The following is a 16,170-nucleotide window of genomic DNA, read 5'->3' on the forward strand; positions in this document are numbered from 1 at the left end:
CCCCACGCGGACTGGTTGCGCACGAGCGACAACCGAGGGCCAGATTCCGGGCGGCGCATGTCGCTCCTGCGCAATAAGTCAGGGATAGGTGAGGGACGTCGGTATGCAGTCCGCCGCTGTTCCTGACTCCACGCCCGTTGTCGTGACGGTCACCGTGTCGTGGGCCAGGTCGGCGCGCACCTCGATGCCGCGGTGGGTCATGACGAACGTGTCGCCGCCGTCCTCGACGACGCAGATGACGTCCGCGAAGCGGGTCTCCGACGTGCCGATGACGCTGCGGCGCAACGCGATGAGGTCGCGGTACCAACGCAGCAGGGAGGCGTGCGGCTCCGACGACAGCTCGTCCCAGCGCAGGACGCTGGCGTCGCGGGTGGCGCGTGACTGCGGGTCGGGCACCTCGGACTCGGACCAGCCGTGGGCCGCGAACTCGGCCCGCCGCCCGGCTCGGACCGCCTCGGCCATGCCCTCGTCGGTGAAGTCGGTGAAGAACTGCCACGGCGTCGACGCCGCGAACTCCTCACCCATGAAGACCATCGGCGTGCCGGGGCCGAGCAGGTAGAGCGCCGCCCCGATCGCCACGCGCCCAGGAGGGATCGCGGCCGAGATGCGGTCTCCGGTCGCGCGGTTGCCGACCTGGTCGTGGGTCTGGAGGTAGGTGACGAGCCGGCGTGCGTCGAGGGCGTCGACGTCGACCGGGCGGCCCCACTCCCGACCCCGGAAGGTCGACCACGACCCGTCGTGCAGGAACCCGCGGGTGAGCACGTGGGCGAGCACGTCGAGGGGTCCACCGTCGGGCAGGGTGCGCGTGCCGCCGCCGAAGTCCTCGTAGTAGCCCTGCGTCTCGCCGGTGAGCGCGACGTGCAGCCCGTGGTGCACGTCGTCGGCCCACTGCGCCGTCATCCCGAACCCGCCCTCGGCCGTCGGGGTGACCATCGACGTGTCGTTGAGGTCGCTCTCGGCGATGAGGTCGAGCGGTCGCCCGAGCTCGGCCGAGAGGTCCGCCACGGCGTCGGCCAGCTCGGCGAGCAGGTGCCGCTCCCCCTCGTCGACGAGCGCGTGGACGGCGTCGAGCCGCAGGCCGTCGACGTGGAAGTCGCGCAGCCAGCGCAACGCGTTCTCGACGACGAAGGCGCGCACCTCGTGCGATCCCGGGGCGTCGAGGTTGACCGCCGGACCCCACGGCGTCATGTGCGACTGCGTGAAGTAGGGCCCGAAGCGCCCGAGGTAGTTGCCGCTCGGCCCGAGGTGGTTGTAGACGACGTCGAGGCAGACGCCGAGCCCGCGCTCGTGGCAGGCGTCGACGAACCGCTGGAAGGCGGCCGGTCCACCGAGGGCGTCGTGGACGGCATACAGGTCGACGCCGTCGTAGCCCCAGCCCCAGCGCCCCGGGATGGCAGCGACCGGGAGGACCTCGACGACGTCGACACCGAGGTCGACGAGGTGGTCGAGCCGCTCGACCGCGGCGTCGAAGGTGCCCTCGGCCGTGAACGTCCCGATGTGACACTCGTAGACGACCCCGCCGAGCGTGCCGGCGCCGTCGCGCGGTCCGCGCCAACCCGCGTCCCGCCACTCGTGGGCGCTCGGGTCGAAGGTGCGGCTCGGCCCGTCGACGCCGTGCGGCTGCCACGCGCTCCTCGGGTCGGGCAGCGCGGGCTCCTCGCCGTCGATGACGAAGGCGTAGTCGAGGACGTCGTATGCCGGCCGCTCGCCTTCCCAGCGCCACCAGCCGCGGTCGTCGCGCACCATCGGTGCACGCTCGGGAGGCTCGCCGGGAGCACCGACGACGATCTCGACCGTGCGCGCCCCGGGCGCCCACACCTCGATCACGACTGCCTCCTCAGGAGCGCGACGGGAAGATCGCCGAGCACCTCACCCAGCGGAGCCTCACCACTGAAGTGTTCGGATCCGCTGTGGGACAACAGGTTGCTCCACATCCCGTCGGGCAGGGAGACCGTCGCGTCGCCGAAGCCACCGCTCGTGGCCAGCCGGTCGGCCTCCCTCGTCACGACGGCGACGACCTGCGGTCCGGAGCCGTCGCCACGGGCCAGCGCGAGCGCGTGGGCGGAGGTCGTGGCGACGGGGTCATAGGTCGAGCTGGAGCCCACGAAGGCCTCAGCCCGCTCGCGGCGCACCCGCAGGGCCGAGGTGGTGACGAGCAGCTTCTCGTCGTCGAGGTCACGCGGACGCTCTCCCGCGTCGAGCCGCTCCAGCCGAGCACGTCGCTCGGCGTAGTCGACCGCCCCGCGGTTGTCGGGGTCGACGAGCGTCAGCGCCTGCAGCTCGGCACCCTGGTAGACGTCGGGCACACCGACCGCGACGAGCTGGAGCAGCTTCTGCGCGAGCACGTTGGCGCGCCCCGACGCCGCATGGTCCGCCAGCCAGGACTCGACGTGCCGGCCCAAGGCGTCGTCGGCGGCCACGGCGCGGGCGAAGGCGACGACGGCCGCCTCGTAGTCGGCGTCGCCGTCGACCCACGCCGTGTGGTCCTTGGCCTCGCGGACCGCCTTGAGGACGTAGCCCTCGATCCGGTCGGGCGAGATCGGCCACGCGCCGAGGACGGTCTGCCACACGAGGTACTCGGTCGCCGGGTCGACGAGCGGCCCACGGGAGCCAGCAGCGAGGTCCGACGCGGCCTGCACCCACGTCGCCCAGTCCTGTGCCGACTCGGCCACCGTCATGAGCCGGGCTCGCACGTCCTCGGAGCGCTTCGTGTCGTGCGTCGTGAGCGTCGTCATCGTCGTCGGCCACGTCGCGAGCTGCCGCGCCTCGAACGCGTGGAACTCGTCGACCCCGATCGACAGGTGCGACGGGTGACCGCCGACCTCGTTCGCACCGGTGAGGCGGAACCAGCGATAGAAGGCGGTGTCCTCGATCCCCTTGGCCATGACCGGTCCACACGTCTGCTGGAACCGCACGACGAAGTCGTCGACCAGGGTGCGATCAGCCCCCTCGGGCGCCTCGCCTCGGGCCAGCGCCACGATCAGGTCAAGGTCGGGGTGCGCGGCGGCCCGCAACAGACCACGAGCTCGCTCAGCCGCGCCGTCGAGGACCGCCCGCTGTGCTGGGTCGACCAGGCCACCCGGCACGACGTAGGCGCGGTAGCGGTCCATCGCGACAAGCAGCGCGCCCAGAGCCTCGCGGGCGAGTTCCGGATGCAGCCCGGGGTGGCATCGGTGCACGAGGCGCAGCAGCCGGTTGACCTCGGCCGCCTGCACCGTCTCGACGACGAGCTGCTTGGACTCGAGGACGACGTCGTCGAGGGCCTCCCGGCCCTCGGGTGCGTGCTCGGCCCACAGGCGGTCGAGCACCTCGTCGCCGGCGTCGGACGTCAGCACCTGCTGGACCCGCAGCAGCGTGTCGTAGCCGGTCGTCCCAGCGCAGCGCCAGGACTCCGGCAGCTGCTCCTCGCCCTCGAGGATCTTCTCGGCGACGACCCAGGCGTCGCCGGTCTCGTCGGCCAGCCGCGCGAGGTAGCCGCCGGGATCGGCCAGCCCGTCCGGGTGGTCGATCCGGAAGCCATCGACCGCCCCCTCGCGATGGAGCGAGAGCAGCAGCGCGTGCGTCGCGTCGAAGACGTCGGGGTCCTCGACCCGCACCGCCTTGAGCGAGGTCACGTCGAAGAACCGCCGGTAGTTGAGGTCGGTCGCACCGTCGCGCCAGAAGGTGAGCCGGTAGGGCTGTGCTGCAACGAGATCCGCGAGCGGCAGGTCCTCGGTCCCGGCAGCCACGGGGTACTCGTGGTCGTAGTAGCGCAGGACGGTCTCGTCGCCGCCGGCCCCGCCGTCGCGTGCCACCGTCAGCTCGCCCGCGGCCAGCGCGTCCTCGAGCGACCCGCCGAGGACGGGCATGAGCAGCCGCCCCTCCTGCGCGTCCCAGTCGACGTCGAACCAGCGGGCCGCCTCGGACCCTCGGCCCTCGCGCAGCAGCGACCACAGGGTCGCGTTGCGCCACGTCGCGTCCGGAACGGTCATGTGGTTGGGCACGACGTCGACGACGATCCCCAGCCCCGCCGCGTGCGCCGCGGCGACGAGCCGGTCGAACGCCTCGCGCCCACCGGCCTCCTCGTTGAGCCGCGTGTGGTCGACGACGTCGTAGCCGTGGGTCGACCCCGGCGCGGGCTGGAGGATCGGTGAGAGATAGAGGTGCGAGACCCCGAGGGACGCGATGTATGCCGTCTGCTCCGCCGCCGCGTCGAACCCGAACCCACCGTGGACCTGGAGCCGGTAGGTCGAGGTGGGCACGGCGCGGTCGGAGGGTCCGACGACGACGGGGGCGGCCGGCATACGGATCAGGCCGTTCGCTCTGAGGTCGCCGCGCCGACGGTTGCCGTGATCTCCTCGCGCGGGCACCGCAGGACCACGACCGCTCGCGGACCGACGGTCACCTGCGCACCGGCGTCGCGCCAGCCCGGGTCGACGATGTCGGCGCAGGTGTCGATCTCGGTGAGCCAGCGGTCGCCCCACGTCGCGGACGGCAGGGTGAAGGCCACCTCCTCGGCGTCGGCGTTGAAGAGGACGAGGAAGTCGTCGTCGGTGATGGGCTGGCCGCGCGGGTCGGGCTCGTGGATGGCGCCGCCGTTGAGCCACATGGCGAACTGGAGCGTGTCGCCGCTCCACCCGCCCTCGTCCATCGGCTCACCCGAGGGCTGGAGCCAGTAGATGTCGCCGAGGGTCGACTCGCCGCCGTGGTCGGCCGACCCCGCGAAGAAGCGGCGGCGGCGGAAGACCGGGTGGTTCTGGCGCAGCTTCACGACCGCCTTGGTGAACTCGAGCAGCTGGAGCTGCTCCTCACCGAGCTCCCAGTCGACCCACGAGAGCTCGTTGTCCTGGCAGTAGACGTTGTTGTTGCCCTGCTGGGTGCGGCCGATCTCGTCGCCGTGGCTGATCATCGGCACACCCTGCGAGAGCAGCAGGGTGGTGAGGAAGTTGCGCAGCTGGCGCTGGCGCAGCGCCCGGATGTCGGGGTCGTCGGTGGGGCCCTCGACGCCGTGGTTCCACGAGCGGTTGTGCGACTCGCCGTCGTTGCCGTCCTCGCCGTTGGCCTCGTTGTGCTTCTCGTCGTAGGAGACGATGTCGCGCAGCGTGAAGCCGTCGTGCGCGGTGATGAAGTTGATCGAGGCAATGGGCTTGCGGCCGCTGTGCTCGTAGAGGTCGCTCGAGCCGGTGATGCGCGAGGCGAACTCGCCGAGCGTCGCCGGCACACCGCGCCAGAAGTCGCGCACGGTGTCGCGGTACTTGCCGTTCCACTCCGTCCACAGCGGCGGGAAGTTGCCGACCTGGTAGCCGCCGTCGCCGACGTCCCACGGCTCGGCGATGAGCTTGACCTGGGAGATGACCGGGTCCTGCTGGATGATGTCGAAGAACGCCGAGAGCTTGTCGACCTCGTGGAACTGGCGGGCCAGCGTGGCTGCGAGGTCGAAGCGGAAGCCGTCGACGTGCATCTCGGTGACCCAGTAGCGCAGCGAGTCCATGATGAGCTGGAGGACGTGCGGGTTGCGCATGAGCAGGCTGTTGCCGGTGCCCGTGGTGTCGTAGTAGTGCTGCTTGGCGTCGTCGACGAGGCGGTAGTAGCTCGCGTTGTCGATGCCGCGGAAGCAGATCGTCGGCCCGAACTCGTTGCCCTCGGCGGTGTGGTTGTAGACGACGTCGAGGATGACCTCGATGTCGGCCTCGTGCAGCGCCTTGACCATCGCCTTGAACTCGGTGACCTGCTGCCCACGCTGGCCCTGGGCGTAGGAGTTGTGCGGCGCGAGGAAGCCGATGGTGTTGTAGCCCCAGTAGTTCGTCAGGCCCTTGGCCTGGAGCGAGGTGTCCTGGACGAACTGGTGCACGGGCATGAGCTCGATCGCGTTGACGCCGAGCTCCTTGAGGTGCTCGATGATGACCGGGTGGCCGATGGCGGCATAGGTCCCCCGGATCTCCTCCGGCAGGTCGGGGTGCGTCATCGTCAGGCCCTTGACGTGCGCCTCGTAGATCACGGTGTCGTGGTACTCGTGGCGCGGCGGGCGGTCGTGGCCCCAGTCGAAGAAGGGGTTGATGACGACGCTGAGCATCGTCTTGCCCAGCGAGTCGTCGGTGTTGCGCTTCTCCGGGTCGAGGAAGTCGTAGGAGAAGAGCGACTGGTCGTTGCTCACCTGACCCTCGATCGCCTTGGCGTAGGGGTCGAGCAGGAGCTTGCTCGGGTCGCAGCGGTGCCCCTCCTCGGGCGCGTAGGGCCCGTGGACGCGGTAGCCGTAGCGCTGCCCCGGCTGGAGGCTCGGGATGTAGGCGTGCCACACGAAGTGGTCGACCTCGGGCATCTCGATGCGGGTCTCGGTGCCGTCATCGTCGATGAGGCAGAGCTCGACCTCCTCGGCCACCTCGCTGAAGAGCGCGAAGTTCACTCCGCTGCCGTCGAAGGTCGCACCAAGGGGGTATGCCGAACCGGGCCAGATCTCCATGGCCGCCTCCATCGTCGTGTTCCGGGTCAAACGTGTGCACTCCTCACGGGACGACGACGGCCCGCGTCGCGCGAGGAGACGGGCCGATCGAGCTGGCTGGGTATCGTTCGCGCAGTACGTCAACCTACCCAACTCCCGGACCTCCGAAGGACACGCCCGTGACCCAGACCCGTACCGCCGTCGTCACCGGAGCCGCTCGCGGGATCGGCGCCGCCACGGCGCGACGCCTCGCGAAGGACGGGTATGCCGTCGCGGTCGCCGACCTCGACGAGGCCGCCTGCGAGGTGGTCGCCGCCTCGATCCGCGAGGCCGGTGGGTCCGCCATCGAGGTCGGGATCGACGTCTCGGACGCCGAGCAGGTCGAGGCGGGCGTGGCGCGCATCGCCGACGAGCTGGGGCCGCCGGTCGTGCTCGTCAACAACGCCGGGATCATCCGCGACAACCTCATCTTCCGCATGACCGAGGACGACTGGGACTCGGTGATGGCGGTCCACCTGCGCGGTGCGTTCCTCATGACCCGGGCCTGCCAGGCCCACATGACGGCCTCGACGTTCGGCCGGATCGTCAACCTCTCCTCCTCGTCGGCCCAGGGCAACCGCGGCCAGGCCAACTACTCGGCGGCCAAGGCCGGGCTCCAGGGCTTCACCAAGACGCTCGCCATCGAGCTCGGCAGGTTCGGCGTCACGGCCAACGCGGTCGCCCCCGGCTTCATCCAGACCGACATGACGGCCGCGACGGCCGAGCGCATGGGCGTGTCCTTCGAGGACTTCCTCGCCGGTGCCGCGAAGCAGACGCCGGTCGGGCGCGTCGGCCAGCCCGACGACATCGCCGCCACGATCTCGTTCCTCTGCTCCGAGGAGGCGGGCTTCGTCTCGGGCCAGGTGATCTACGTTGCCGGAGGCCCGCTCGACTGAGCGCGAGGACGCACCGGCGCGAGGGGCCGCGCCCGCACGGGACCGCGCCTTCGACGTCGCCCGCGGCATCGCGATCCTCGCCATCGTCGTCGGTCACGTCCTGCGCGGCCTGACCTCGGCAGACCTCGTGCCGCGCACGTCCCCGGCCGTCCTCGAGGTCGACGACGCGTTCTACGCGTGGCACCTCACGATCTTCGCCGTGCTGCTCGGCGTCTTCCTTCGACCCGGTGTCGAGAAGCACGGACCGCGCGCCTACATCCGGTCCCGGGTCACCCTCTTCGCCTATCTGTATGCCGTGTGGACCGTCCTCTTCGGCGTGACCCGTCGCTTCACCGACGTGGCGGCCCAGGCGGCGGAGGAGGGTGTCGACGCCGTCGAGCCCGAGGTCGTGGCCGGACGCTGGGACGGGTTCGTCGGCGACCGGCTGCACGCCCTGCTCGTCGCCGACGGGCCGTTATGGTGGCTCGGGTTCCTCGTCCTCGTCACGGTCGTGGGTGCGCTGGTGAGGCCGTGGAGCAGCCGCGCGAAGGCGGTCGTGTCGTCGGTCGTCGTCGCCGTGGGCTCCCTGCTTGCCTGGGGCTGGACCGGTCCGTGGGTGCTCATGGAGGGCCTCGCACTGCTCGCGTTCGTGTGGTTCGGCCTGCTCGCCGGACGCCAGCGGGTGGCCGCCCTCACCCGCTCCGCGCGCGCACGGTGGGTCGCGCTGGTCGGGATCGGTGCCGGCGCCGCCGCGCTCTGGCTCACGGACCCGATGCCCCCGACGTCGTGGATGGGTCCGCGCACCCTCTGGGCCTTCGCCTGGGGCGTCCCCACCTCCATCGCGCTCTGCCTCGGCGTCTTCGCCCTGTCGGGCAGCATCGGCCGACGGGCGGTCGGGCGGCCGCTGGCGTTCCTCGGCGAGCGCTCGCTCGAGATCTTCCTCGCTCACATCGTCCTCACCGACATGGCCCGCAAGCTCCTCACGGTCGCCGGCGTCACGGACCTCACCGTCCACATGGTCGTCGGGTCCGTCGCCGGCGTGCTCGGACCGCTCGGCCTGTGGTGGCTCGGTCGACGGCTGCACGCACCGTGGCTCTTCGTCCTTCCCCACCCCTTGCGTCCGGCACGTCGGGGCCCAGGACGCCAACCTGCCGGACGCAAGCCCGCCCAGAGGTGACTCGGCCGCGGGACGGGGCATGGTGGCATACATGTTCCCAAATTCTTGACTGATTGGTTAATTAACCGCTACGTTAATTGCTATGGCCGATCCGCTCAGCACCACGTTCGCCGCCCTGGCCGACCCGACGAGGCGGGCCATCCTGGCCCGGCTCTCCTCGGGGGACGCCACGGTCGGCGAGCTCGCCGAGCCGTTCGACATGTCCCTGCCCGCCATCTCGAAGCATCTCACGGTCCTCGAGAAGGCCGGGCTCGTCACGAAGAGCCGGGATGGGCAGCGGCGCCACTGCCGCATCTCGGTCGCGCCCCTCGAGGACGCGACGTCGTGGCTCGAGCTCTACCGCACGCACTGGGAGCAGCAGCTCGACCACCTCGGCGACTACCTCGCCACCATCCAGCACCACCCCTCGACCGAGGGCACCACCAAGGAGAACCCGTCATGAGCACGACTGCCGCCACGGGCGCCCACGAGCGCGCCACCATCACGACCTCCGGCTCCGAGATGGTCATCACCCGCACCTTCCCCGCCACCGCCGACCTCGTCTTCGAGGCCATGACCAACCCCGAGCACATCCGCCGGTGGTGGGGCGCCGGCCACGGCGAGATGACCGTGTGCGAGGTCGACCTGCGCGAGGGTGGCGCCTGGCACTTCGCCCAGCGCGCCGACTCCACCGGCGAGGAGATCTCCTTCTCCGGCCACTACCGCTCGATCGACCGGCCCGGGCACATCGTCCACACCGAGCGCTTCGACAACATCGAGAGCCGCTACTCGGTCATCGACACGACCTACACCGAGGAGGACGGACGGACGACCCTGCGGGCGGTCATCACCTACGACTCCCCCGAGACGGTGCAGGCCGTCATCGACTCCGGCATGGAGCACGGCCTCCAGAGCAGCTACGACGCCATCGACGACGTCCTCGCCGAGCTCACGGGCGAAGCCCGCTGAGGACCAGTCGAGAGGACCGCGCGGCCACATCGCCGAGTCCGGCCATTCTCGGCAGGTGCACGCGAGACCCCTTCCCGACGAGCTCGCGGCCGGACCGTTCAGCACGGCCCGAGCCCGCGACCTCGGCGTTCCCACCACGCGTTTGCGCCGCGCAGGTCTGGCCCATCCCACCCGAGGTGTCCACGTGGTCGAGGCACCCGTCACCCTGGCGGAACGTGCTGCGGCCTTCGCCGTGGGTATGCCGTCCGCCCGTGCCTTCTCCCACCTCACGGCTGCCCGCCTCTTGGGTCTACCGCTGCCGAGCGGACTGGCGCACGAGGCCGACACGGGTCCTCTCCACGTGATGGCCTGCACCGACGACGGACAGGTTCGGAGAGAAGGGTGCGTCGGTCATCGAGGACTCGAGATCCGGGCCACCACCCTTCTCGACGGGGTTCGGGTCGTCGACCCCGCGCACACGTGGGTCGACGTCGGGGAGCTTCGACGCGGACGACTGACGGTCGACGACCTCGTCGTCCTGGGCGACGCTGCGGTCGCCCGGATCGACAACGCCTCAGGCCAGCAGGTCCGCTCCGGGGCGCACACCTCGGCAGGGACCCGGGCTCTGCACACGGCCCTGCACGGTCGAGTGCGGCCGCGCGGCAAGGTCATGCTGGCGCAGGCACTGGAGACCGTCCGGCCTCGGGTTCGTTCGCCGATGGAGACGAGGGCCCGGCTCATGTTCGTCCACGCCGGGTTCCCCGAGCCGGAGGTGGGCGGAGTCATCGTGGATGACGCCGGTGAGTTCCTCGCGGAGGGAGACCTCGTCTGGAGGTCCGAGCGGGTGGTCGCCGAGTACCAGGGCGCCCACCACGCCGAGATCGCGCGCCGAAGCGCGGATACCGGCCGGCGTCACCTCCTTGAGGGTCACGGGTGGCGGGTGCGGGAGCTCTTCGCAGAGGACGTCTACCGCGCGCCTCGACGCAGGAACACCCTCGAGGTTGTGGCCGTCATGCTCGGCCTCGACCTGGCCACGCTGTTCATCACCTGACCACAAGCAGTCGAGAGGAGAGAACACGCCGCATGCCGGACGGCATACGCGGCGTGTTCTCTCCTCTCGACGGGCTGGGAGCGGGGGCCGAACGCTCAGAGGCCGAGGTCGCGGCCGATGAGCTCCTTCATGATCTCGTTCGAGCCGGCCCAGATCTTCGTGACGCGAGCGTCGCGCCAGGCGCGGGCCACGCGGTACTCGTTCATGAAGCCGTAGCCGCCGTGGAGCTGGACGCATTCGTCGAGGACGTCGTTCTGGACCTGTGCGCTCCACCACTTCGCCTTGGCGGCGTCGACGGCCGAGAGCTTGTGCTCGGCGTGGGCCGCGACGCAGTCGTCGACGTAGGCCTCGGCGACCTCGATCGCGGTGACGAGCTCGGCGATCTTGAACTTGTTGTGCTGGAACGCGCCGATCGGCTGGCCGAAGGCCTTGCGCTCCTTGGCGTAGGCGATGGTCTCCTCGAGGATCGCCTTGGCGTGCGCGACGTTGGAGACGGCGGCGCCGACGCGCTCCTGCGGCAGGCGCTGCATCATCGCGACGAAGCCCATGCCCTCCTCGCCGATGAGGTTCTCGGCGGGGACGCGGACGTCCTCGAAGAAGAGCTCCGCGGTGTCGGACTCCTCCTGGCCGACCTTGTCGAGCTTGCGGCCGCGGGTGAAGCCCTCCATGCCGTCCTCGACCATGAGCAGCGAGATGCCCTTGGCGCCCTTGCTCGGGTCGGTGCGGGCGGCGACGATGACGAGGTCGGCCTGGTAGCCGTTGGTGATGAAGGTCTTGGAGCCGTTGAGGATCCAGCCGTCGCCGTCCTCGGCGCGGACCGCGGTCGTCTTGAGCGCGGCGAGGTCGGAGCCACCGCCCGGCTCGGTCATCGCGATGGCGCAGATCTTCTCGCCGGCGGCCATCGGCGGGAGCCAGCGCTGCTTCTGCTCCTCGGTGCCGAGGTCGACGATGTAGGGCGGGCAGACATCGCTGTGGATGCCGAAGCACGACGAGGTCGCGGCGTTGAAGCCGGAGATCACCTCTGCCGAGATGGCGTTGAAGCGGTAGTCGCCGGCGCCTGCGCCACCGAACTCCTCGGGGATGTCGAGGCCGAGGAGGCCCTGCTTGCCCGCCTCGAGCCAGATGTCGCGGTCGATGCTCTTGGCCTCGAGCATCTGCTCGGTACGCGGCTTGAGGGTGCGGTCGACGAACTCCTGGACCGACTCGCGGAAGGCGAGGTGGTCGTCGTCGTAGAGGTTGCGGGGCATGGCTCTCCTCAGCAGGAACACGATTGACTAAGCGCTTGCTTAGTTTCACGCGCGTCAGGCATGCTGTCAACATGTCGGCCACCACAGGCGCTCCACTGTCGGAGCAGAGCATCCTCGCTACCCTTGAGGACTCGGGCGACACCGCGGGCGCCACGGCCGTGCGGCTCATGATGGCCGCGGCCGACGCCTTCGCCGACAAGGGCTTCCACGCGACGACTACCCGCGACATCGCCTCCCGGGCGGGTCTCTCGCCCGCTGGTGTCTACGTGCACTTCACGTCCAAGGAGGACCTGCTCTTCGAGCTGAGCCGCCGCGGTCACCGCACCGCCCGAGACCAGCTCGTCGCCGCCGCCAGCGCGGCCGACTCCCCGACCGACGCACTGCGCTCGATCATCGGCGGCTTCTCGAAGTGGCACGCCGAGCACCACCAGCTCGGCCGCATCGTCCAGTACGAGTTCCGCCACCTCACCCCCGAGCACCGCGAGACCGTTCTTTCGCTGCGTCGCGAGATCGACAAGGTCGTGCGCGGTGTGCTCTCCGACGGCGTGACGTCGGGCGAGTTCGAGGTCGACGACATCCCGAGCACCGCGCTCGCCCTGCTGTCGATGGCCGTCGACGTCGCACGCTGGTACTCCCCCGAAATCCGGCGCACGCCGGACGACATCGCCCGCACCAACGGGGACCTCGCAGTGAGGCTCGTCGCACGCCGCTAGGCTTCCCGACCATGACCGACGCCGGAGGACACGGGGGCTCCCCGTCGATCGCACAGCCCGACTACTGGTGGTACCTCGCGCGCACCGACCTGCTCCACGCCGCGCTGAGCACCTATGCCGAAGGCCGGACGACAGTGCTCGACATCGGCAGCGCCGACGGGCCGAGCGCGGGCTGGCTGCACGACGGCACCCGCCACCTCGCCTCGCTCGACATCGACCCGCGCGGGCTCGGGCGCAACGGCGTGTGCGGGTCGGCGCTCTCGCTCCCGTTCGCCGACAGCAGCTTCGACATGGTGTCGGCCTTCGACGTCATCGAGCACTGCGACCCCGAGGCCGACGCCCTCGCCGAGGTGGCACGGGTCCTCCAGCCGGGCGGCACGTTCCTCATGGCAGTGCCGGCCTACCAGTGGGCGTGGACCGACTTCGACGTCGCCAACGGCCACTTTCGCCGCTACACGAAGCGCCAGGCCGTGTCCGCCCTCGAGCGCGCGGGCTTCCGGGTCGAGCGCGCGACCTACGGCTTCACGTCTGTCTTCCCCGGCTTCCTCGCGGAGCGGCTCGCCCGCCTGCTCAAGGAGCGCAAGCACACGAGCGCGGTCGACGTCGTCGAGGTGCCCCGGGTGCCGCGAGCGCTGCACCACGCCCTCCTGGCCGCGACGAAGGTCGATGAATCCCTCCTCCGCCGCCGTGTGGACCTGCCCTTCGGCAGCTCTGTCTTCGTCGCGGCGACGAAGGTCGGCGGCCCCGCCTGACCCCGCCCACCGCACATGCCGCGGTCGGCGACACCGCACAATGACGCCGTGCGCATCTTCGCCGCGGTCGTGCCGCCCCCGGACGCCCACGCCGACCTCGAACGCTTCGTCGAGCCCCGGCGCGACGTCCAGTCCGACCTGCGCTGGACGCCGTCCCACCTGTGGCACGTGACGCTGGCGTTCATGGGTGACGTGTCGGCCCACCTGCTCGACGACATCGCCGAGGAGGTCGCTCGGGTGGCGGCGGAGCACGAGCCGATCCCGTTGCGGCTCAGCGGCGCCGGCACGTTCCCCGACCCCAGCCAGGCCCGGGTCGTCTGGATGGACGTCCGCTCCGACTCCCCCACCGGTCTCGTCGGGCTGGAGTCGCTCGCGCTCGGCGTGCGTCGTGCATGCAGCCGCATCGGGGCCTCACCGGCCGGCGGCGCCTACCGCCCGCACCTCACCCTCGCGCGCGTGCGCCGCCCCTTCGAGGCGACCCACTGGCTGCGCGTCATGGATGCGTATGCCGGCCCGTCCTGGACCGCCGACGAGGTCACCCTCTTCGTCTCCCACCGGGGAGAGGGAAGGGGCAGACCGCACTACGAAGCCGTGGCGGTCTGCCCCTTGGGCGCGGACGTCAGCCGCGCGTGAGCCCTGTGGAGCCCTGCGTGCCGACGCTCAGTCGCGGGTCAGCTTGCGGTAGGTGACGCGGTGCGGGCGAGCCGCCTCCTCGCCCAGGCGCTCGATCTTGTTGGCCTCGTAGGCCTCGAAGTTGCCCTCGAACCAGTACCAGCTCGCCGGGTTCTCCTCGGTGCCCTCGTAGGCGAGGATGTGCGTCGCGACCCGGTCGAGGAACCAGCGGTCGTGGCTGATGACCACGGCGCAGCCCGGGAACTCGAGCAGCGCGTTCTCGAGCGAGCTGAGGGTCTCGACGTCGAGGTCGTTGGTCGGCTCGTCGAGGAGGAGCAGGTTGCCGCCCTCCTTGAGGGTGAGCGCGAGGTTGAGGCGGTTGCGCTCTCCTCCCGAGAGGACGCCGGCCTTCTTCTGCTGGTCCGGGCCCTTGAAGCCGAACTGCGAGACGTAGGCGCGTGACGGGATCTCGACGTTGCCGACCTGGATGTAGTCGTGACCGCCGGACACCGTCTCCCAGAGGTTCTTGTTGGGATCGAGGCCACCACGGCTCTGGTCGACGTAGGAGATCTTCACGGTCTCGCCGATGTCGACGACGCCCCCGTCGGCCGGCTCGAGGCCGACGATGGTCTTGAAGAGCGTGGTCTTGCCGACGCCGTTGGCGCCGATGACGCCCACGATGCCGTTGCGCGGCAGCGAGAACGACAGCCCGTCGATGAGGACCCGGTCACCGAAGCCCTTCTTGAGGTCCTTGACCTCGATGACCTTGCTGCCGAGGCGCGGGCCCGGCGGGATCTGGATCTCCTCGAAGTCCAGCTTGCGCGTGCGGTCCGCCTCGGCGGCCATCTCCTCGTAGCGGGCGAGGCGGGCCTTCGACTTCGTCTGCCGGGCCTTGGCGTTGGACCGGACCCACTCGAGCTCCTCCTTGAGGCGCTTGGCGAGCTTGGCGTCCTTCTTGCCCTGGACCTCGAGACGGGCCTGTTTCTTCTCGAGGTAGGTCGAGTAGTTGCCCTCGTAGGGGTAGGCACGGCCGCGGTCGAGCTCGAGGATCCAGCCGGCGACGTTGTCCATGAAGTAGCGGTCGTGCGTCACGGCGACGACGGCACCCGGGTAGGCCGCGAGGTGCTGCTCGAGCCAGAGCACCGACTCTGCGTCGAGGTGGTTGGTCGGCTCGTCGAGCAGGAGCAGGTCCGGCTTCTGGAGCAGGAGCTTGCAGAGCGCGACGCGACGGCGCTCACCACCGGAGAGCACGGTGACGTCGGCGTCCGGCGGCGGGCAGCGCAGGGCGTCCATCGCCTGCTCGAGCTGGGAGTCGAGGTCCCACGCGTCGGCGGCGTCGATCTCCTCCTGGAGCTTGCCCATCTCGGCCATGAGCGCGTCGAAGTCCGCGTCGGGCTCGCCCATCTCCTCGGAGATGGCGTTGTAGCGGTCGAGCTTGGCCTTGATCTCCCCCGCACCCTCCTCGACGTTGCCGAGGACCGTCTTCTCCTCGTTGAGCTCGGGCTCCTGCATGAGGATGCCGACGCTGTAGCCCGGGGTGAGGCGCGCCTCGCCGTTGGACGGCTGGTCGAGCCCGGCCATGATCTTGAGGACGGACGACTTGCCGGCGCCGTTGGGCCCGACGACGCCGATCTTGGCGCCGGGCAGGAACGACAGCGTGACGTCGTCGAGGATGACCTTGTCGCCATGGGCCTTGCGGGCGCGCGACATGACATAGATGAACTCGGGCATGGGGCAAGGCTAACGACTGCCCGCCCCATCCCCGAATCGGTTGTGCCCCTTGGCCCCCCTCAGGCCGCGGGCTCCTCGACCAGCGGGCCGGTCGACGCGTCGGTGGGTCGCTCGGCCAGGAGGTAGTCGTCGCGCTGTGGGTCGCCGAAGCTCCCGCTGCCGTCCGACTGGCCCTCCGCGGGCCCCTCGCCGTCGAAGGCGTCGTCCATGCGGTCGCCCGTGCCGTACGACGGCTTGACGACCTTCTCGTAGACCGCCTGCCCCCAGCTGAGGTCGTGGCCGGCGCCGCTCGCATCGATGTTGACCGACGTGCCGTAGGACTTGTCGTCGCGCTGGTACTCACGCACGCGAAGACGTCCGTGGACGATGACCGGCTCGCCACGGCGGAACGACTTGACGAGGTTGGCGCCGAGGTTGCGGAACGCGTAGACGGTGAAGAAGGCGGTGTCGCCGTCCTCGTAGGCGCCGGGCTGACCCTGAACGGGCCGCCGGGGCGTCGAGGCGATGCGGAACCGGGCATAGGGCTGGCCGCTCTTGCCCACGCAGATCTCGGGGTCGGCGACGAGGCGTCCGTGGACGGTGACGGTGGTGTCCTGCATGGGTGGTCCCCTTCTGGTCGGGCTCTGCT

14 protein-coding genes are annotated in these 16,170 nt (G+C 70.4%); 8 read left to right on the forward strand and 6 right to left on the reverse strand.

The features are described from left to right. Positions 1–78 precede the first annotated feature (78 nt). Genes treZ through glgX form a run of 3 tightly spaced genes read right to left on the reverse strand, consistent with a single transcriptional unit; the run spans position 79 to position 6,439 of the window. Complete coding sequence (treZ, locus tag N798_RS06445) at positions 79–1,827, reverse strand: malto-oligosyltrehalose trehalohydrolase (RefSeq protein WP_052116986.1); 1,749 nt, start codon at positions 1,825–1,827, stop codon at positions 79–81. Beyond that, the gene (gene treY / locus N798_RS06450; RefSeq protein ID WP_052116987.1) at positions 1,824–4,283 is read right to left on the reverse strand and encodes a malto-oligosyltrehalose synthase; all 2,460 of its coding nucleotides are present in this window, start codon (positions 4,281–4,283) and stop codon (positions 1,824–1,826) included. Before treY ends, treZ begins: the two co-directional genes overlap by 4 nt. Before the next feature lie 5 nt (positions 4,284–4,288). Further along, entirely contained in the window at positions 4,289–6,439 is a 2,151-nt protein-coding gene (glgX, locus tag N798_RS06455; protein WP_035947293.1) for a glycogen debranching protein GlgX, read from the reverse strand. A gap of 158 nt (positions 6,440–6,597) precedes the next feature. On the opposite strand from glgX, the gene fabG reads away from it, so the two are divergent. The 5 genes from fabG to N798_RS06480 all read left to right on the forward strand — a co-directional run bounded on the left by fabG (position 6,598) and on the right by N798_RS06480 (position 10,487). Further along, positions 6,598–7,353 (forward strand): 3-oxoacyl-ACP reductase FabG, encoded by a 756-nt coding sequence (gene fabG / locus N798_RS06460; RefSeq protein ID WP_035947212.1) that lies wholly within the window; start codon positions 6,598–6,600, stop codon positions 7,351–7,353. Then, on the forward strand, positions 7,331–8,509 hold the full coding sequence (locus N798_RS06465; protein WP_035947213.1) for an acyltransferase family protein: 1,179 nt from the start codon (positions 7,331–7,333) through the stop codon (positions 8,507–8,509). Before fabG ends, N798_RS06465 begins: the two co-directional genes overlap by 23 nt. 82 nt (positions 8,510–8,591) lie before the next feature. Beyond that, positions 8,592–8,951: an ArsR/SmtB family transcription factor gene (locus N798_RS06470; protein ID WP_035947214.1), complete on the forward strand. Its 360-nt coding sequence runs from the start codon at positions 8,592–8,594 to the stop codon at positions 8,949–8,951. After that, on the forward strand, positions 8,948–9,457 hold the full coding sequence (locus tag N798_RS06475) for an SRPBCC family protein (RefSeq protein ID WP_052116988.1): 510 nt from the start codon (positions 8,948–8,950) through the stop codon (positions 9,455–9,457). Before N798_RS06470 ends, N798_RS06475 begins: the two co-directional genes overlap by 4 nt. Before the next feature lie 184 nt (positions 9,458–9,641). Next, positions 9,642–10,487 carry a hypothetical protein gene (locus N798_RS06480; RefSeq protein ID WP_052116989.1) on the forward strand — a complete coding sequence of 282 codons (846 nt, stop codon included), beginning with the start codon at positions 9,642–9,644 and terminating at the stop codon, positions 10,485–10,487. A gap of 95 nt (positions 10,488–10,582) precedes the next feature. On the opposite strand, the gene N798_RS06485 is transcribed toward N798_RS06480, so the two are convergent. Continuing rightward, positions 10,583–11,734, reverse strand: a complete 1,152-nt coding sequence (locus tag N798_RS06485) for an acyl-CoA dehydrogenase family protein (protein ID WP_035947215.1) — start codon at positions 11,732–11,734, stop codon at positions 10,583–10,585. 71 nt (positions 11,735–11,805) lie between these two features. On the opposite strand from N798_RS06485, the gene N798_RS06490 reads away from it, so the two are divergent. From N798_RS06490 to thpR, 3 genes are read left to right on the forward strand one after another with little or no spacing between them, the layout of a single operon-like run. Then, positions 11,806–12,447 (forward strand): TetR/AcrR family transcriptional regulator, encoded by a 642-nt coding sequence (locus N798_RS06490; RefSeq protein ID WP_035947216.1) that lies wholly within the window; start codon positions 11,806–11,808, stop codon positions 12,445–12,447. Positions 12,448–12,458: 11 nt separating this feature from the next. Then, positions 12,459–13,199: a class I SAM-dependent methyltransferase gene (locus N798_RS06495; protein ID WP_035947217.1), complete on the forward strand. Its 741-nt coding sequence runs from the start codon at positions 12,459–12,461 to the stop codon at positions 13,197–13,199. Between the two features lie 48 nt (positions 13,200–13,247). Next, positions 13,248–13,832, forward strand: coding sequence for an RNA 2',3'-cyclic phosphodiesterase (thpR, locus tag N798_RS06500; protein ID WP_035947299.1), 585 nt, complete (start codon positions 13,248–13,250; stop codon positions 13,830–13,832). Positions 13,833–13,859: 27 nt separating this feature from the next. On the opposite strand, the gene ettA is transcribed toward thpR, so the two are convergent. Together ettA and N798_RS06510 are read right to left on the reverse strand one after the other, a co-directional pair. Further along, entirely contained in the window at positions 13,860–15,542 is a 1,683-nt protein-coding gene (gene ettA / locus N798_RS06505) for an energy-dependent translational throttle protein EttA (RefSeq protein WP_035947218.1), read from the reverse strand. A 59-nt stretch (positions 15,543–15,601) separates the two neighbouring features. Beyond that, entirely contained in the window at positions 15,602–16,141 is a 540-nt protein-coding gene (locus tag N798_RS06510) for a single-stranded DNA-binding protein (protein WP_052116990.1), read from the reverse strand. Positions 16,142–16,170 lie beyond the last annotated feature (29 nt).

Origin of the sequence: Knoellia flava TL1, assembly GCF_000768675.1 — a bacterium.
Lineage (GTDB): Bacteria > Actinomycetota > Actinomycetes > Actinomycetales > Dermatophilaceae > Knoellia > Knoellia flava.

Bases quoted from the DNA above. Each gene is read 5' to 3' on its own strand.
- N798_RS06490 (WP_035947216.1), top strand. From the start codon at position 11,806: ATGTCGGCCACCACAGGCGCTCCACTGTCGGAGCAGAGCATCCTCGCT.
- ettA (WP_035947218.1), bottom strand. From the start codon at position 15,542: ATGCCCGAGTTCATCTATGTCATGTCGCGCGCCCGCAAGGCCCATGGC.
- glgX (WP_035947293.1), bottom strand. From the start codon at position 6,439: ATGGAGATCTGGCCCGGTTCGGCATACCCCCTTGGTGCGACCTTCGAC.
- N798_RS06485 (WP_035947215.1), bottom strand. From the start codon at position 11,734: ATGCCCCGCAACCTCTACGACGACGACCACCTCGCCTTCCGCGAGTCG.
- N798_RS06470 (WP_035947214.1), top strand. From the start codon at position 8,592: ATGGCCGATCCGCTCAGCACCACGTTCGCCGCCCTGGCCGACCCGACG.
- N798_RS06475 (WP_052116988.1), top strand. From the start codon at position 8,948: ATGAGCACGACTGCCGCCACGGGCGCCCACGAGCGCGCCACCATCACG.
- N798_RS06510 (WP_052116990.1), bottom strand. From the start codon at position 16,141: ATGCAGGACACCACCGTCACCGTCCACGGACGCCTCGTCGCCGACCCC.
- treY (WP_052116987.1), bottom strand. From the start codon at position 4,283: ATGCCGGCCGCCCCCGTCGTCGTCGGACCCTCCGACCGCGCCGTGCCC.
- N798_RS06495 (WP_035947217.1), top strand. From the start codon at position 12,459: ATGACCGACGCCGGAGGACACGGGGGCTCCCCGTCGATCGCACAGCCC.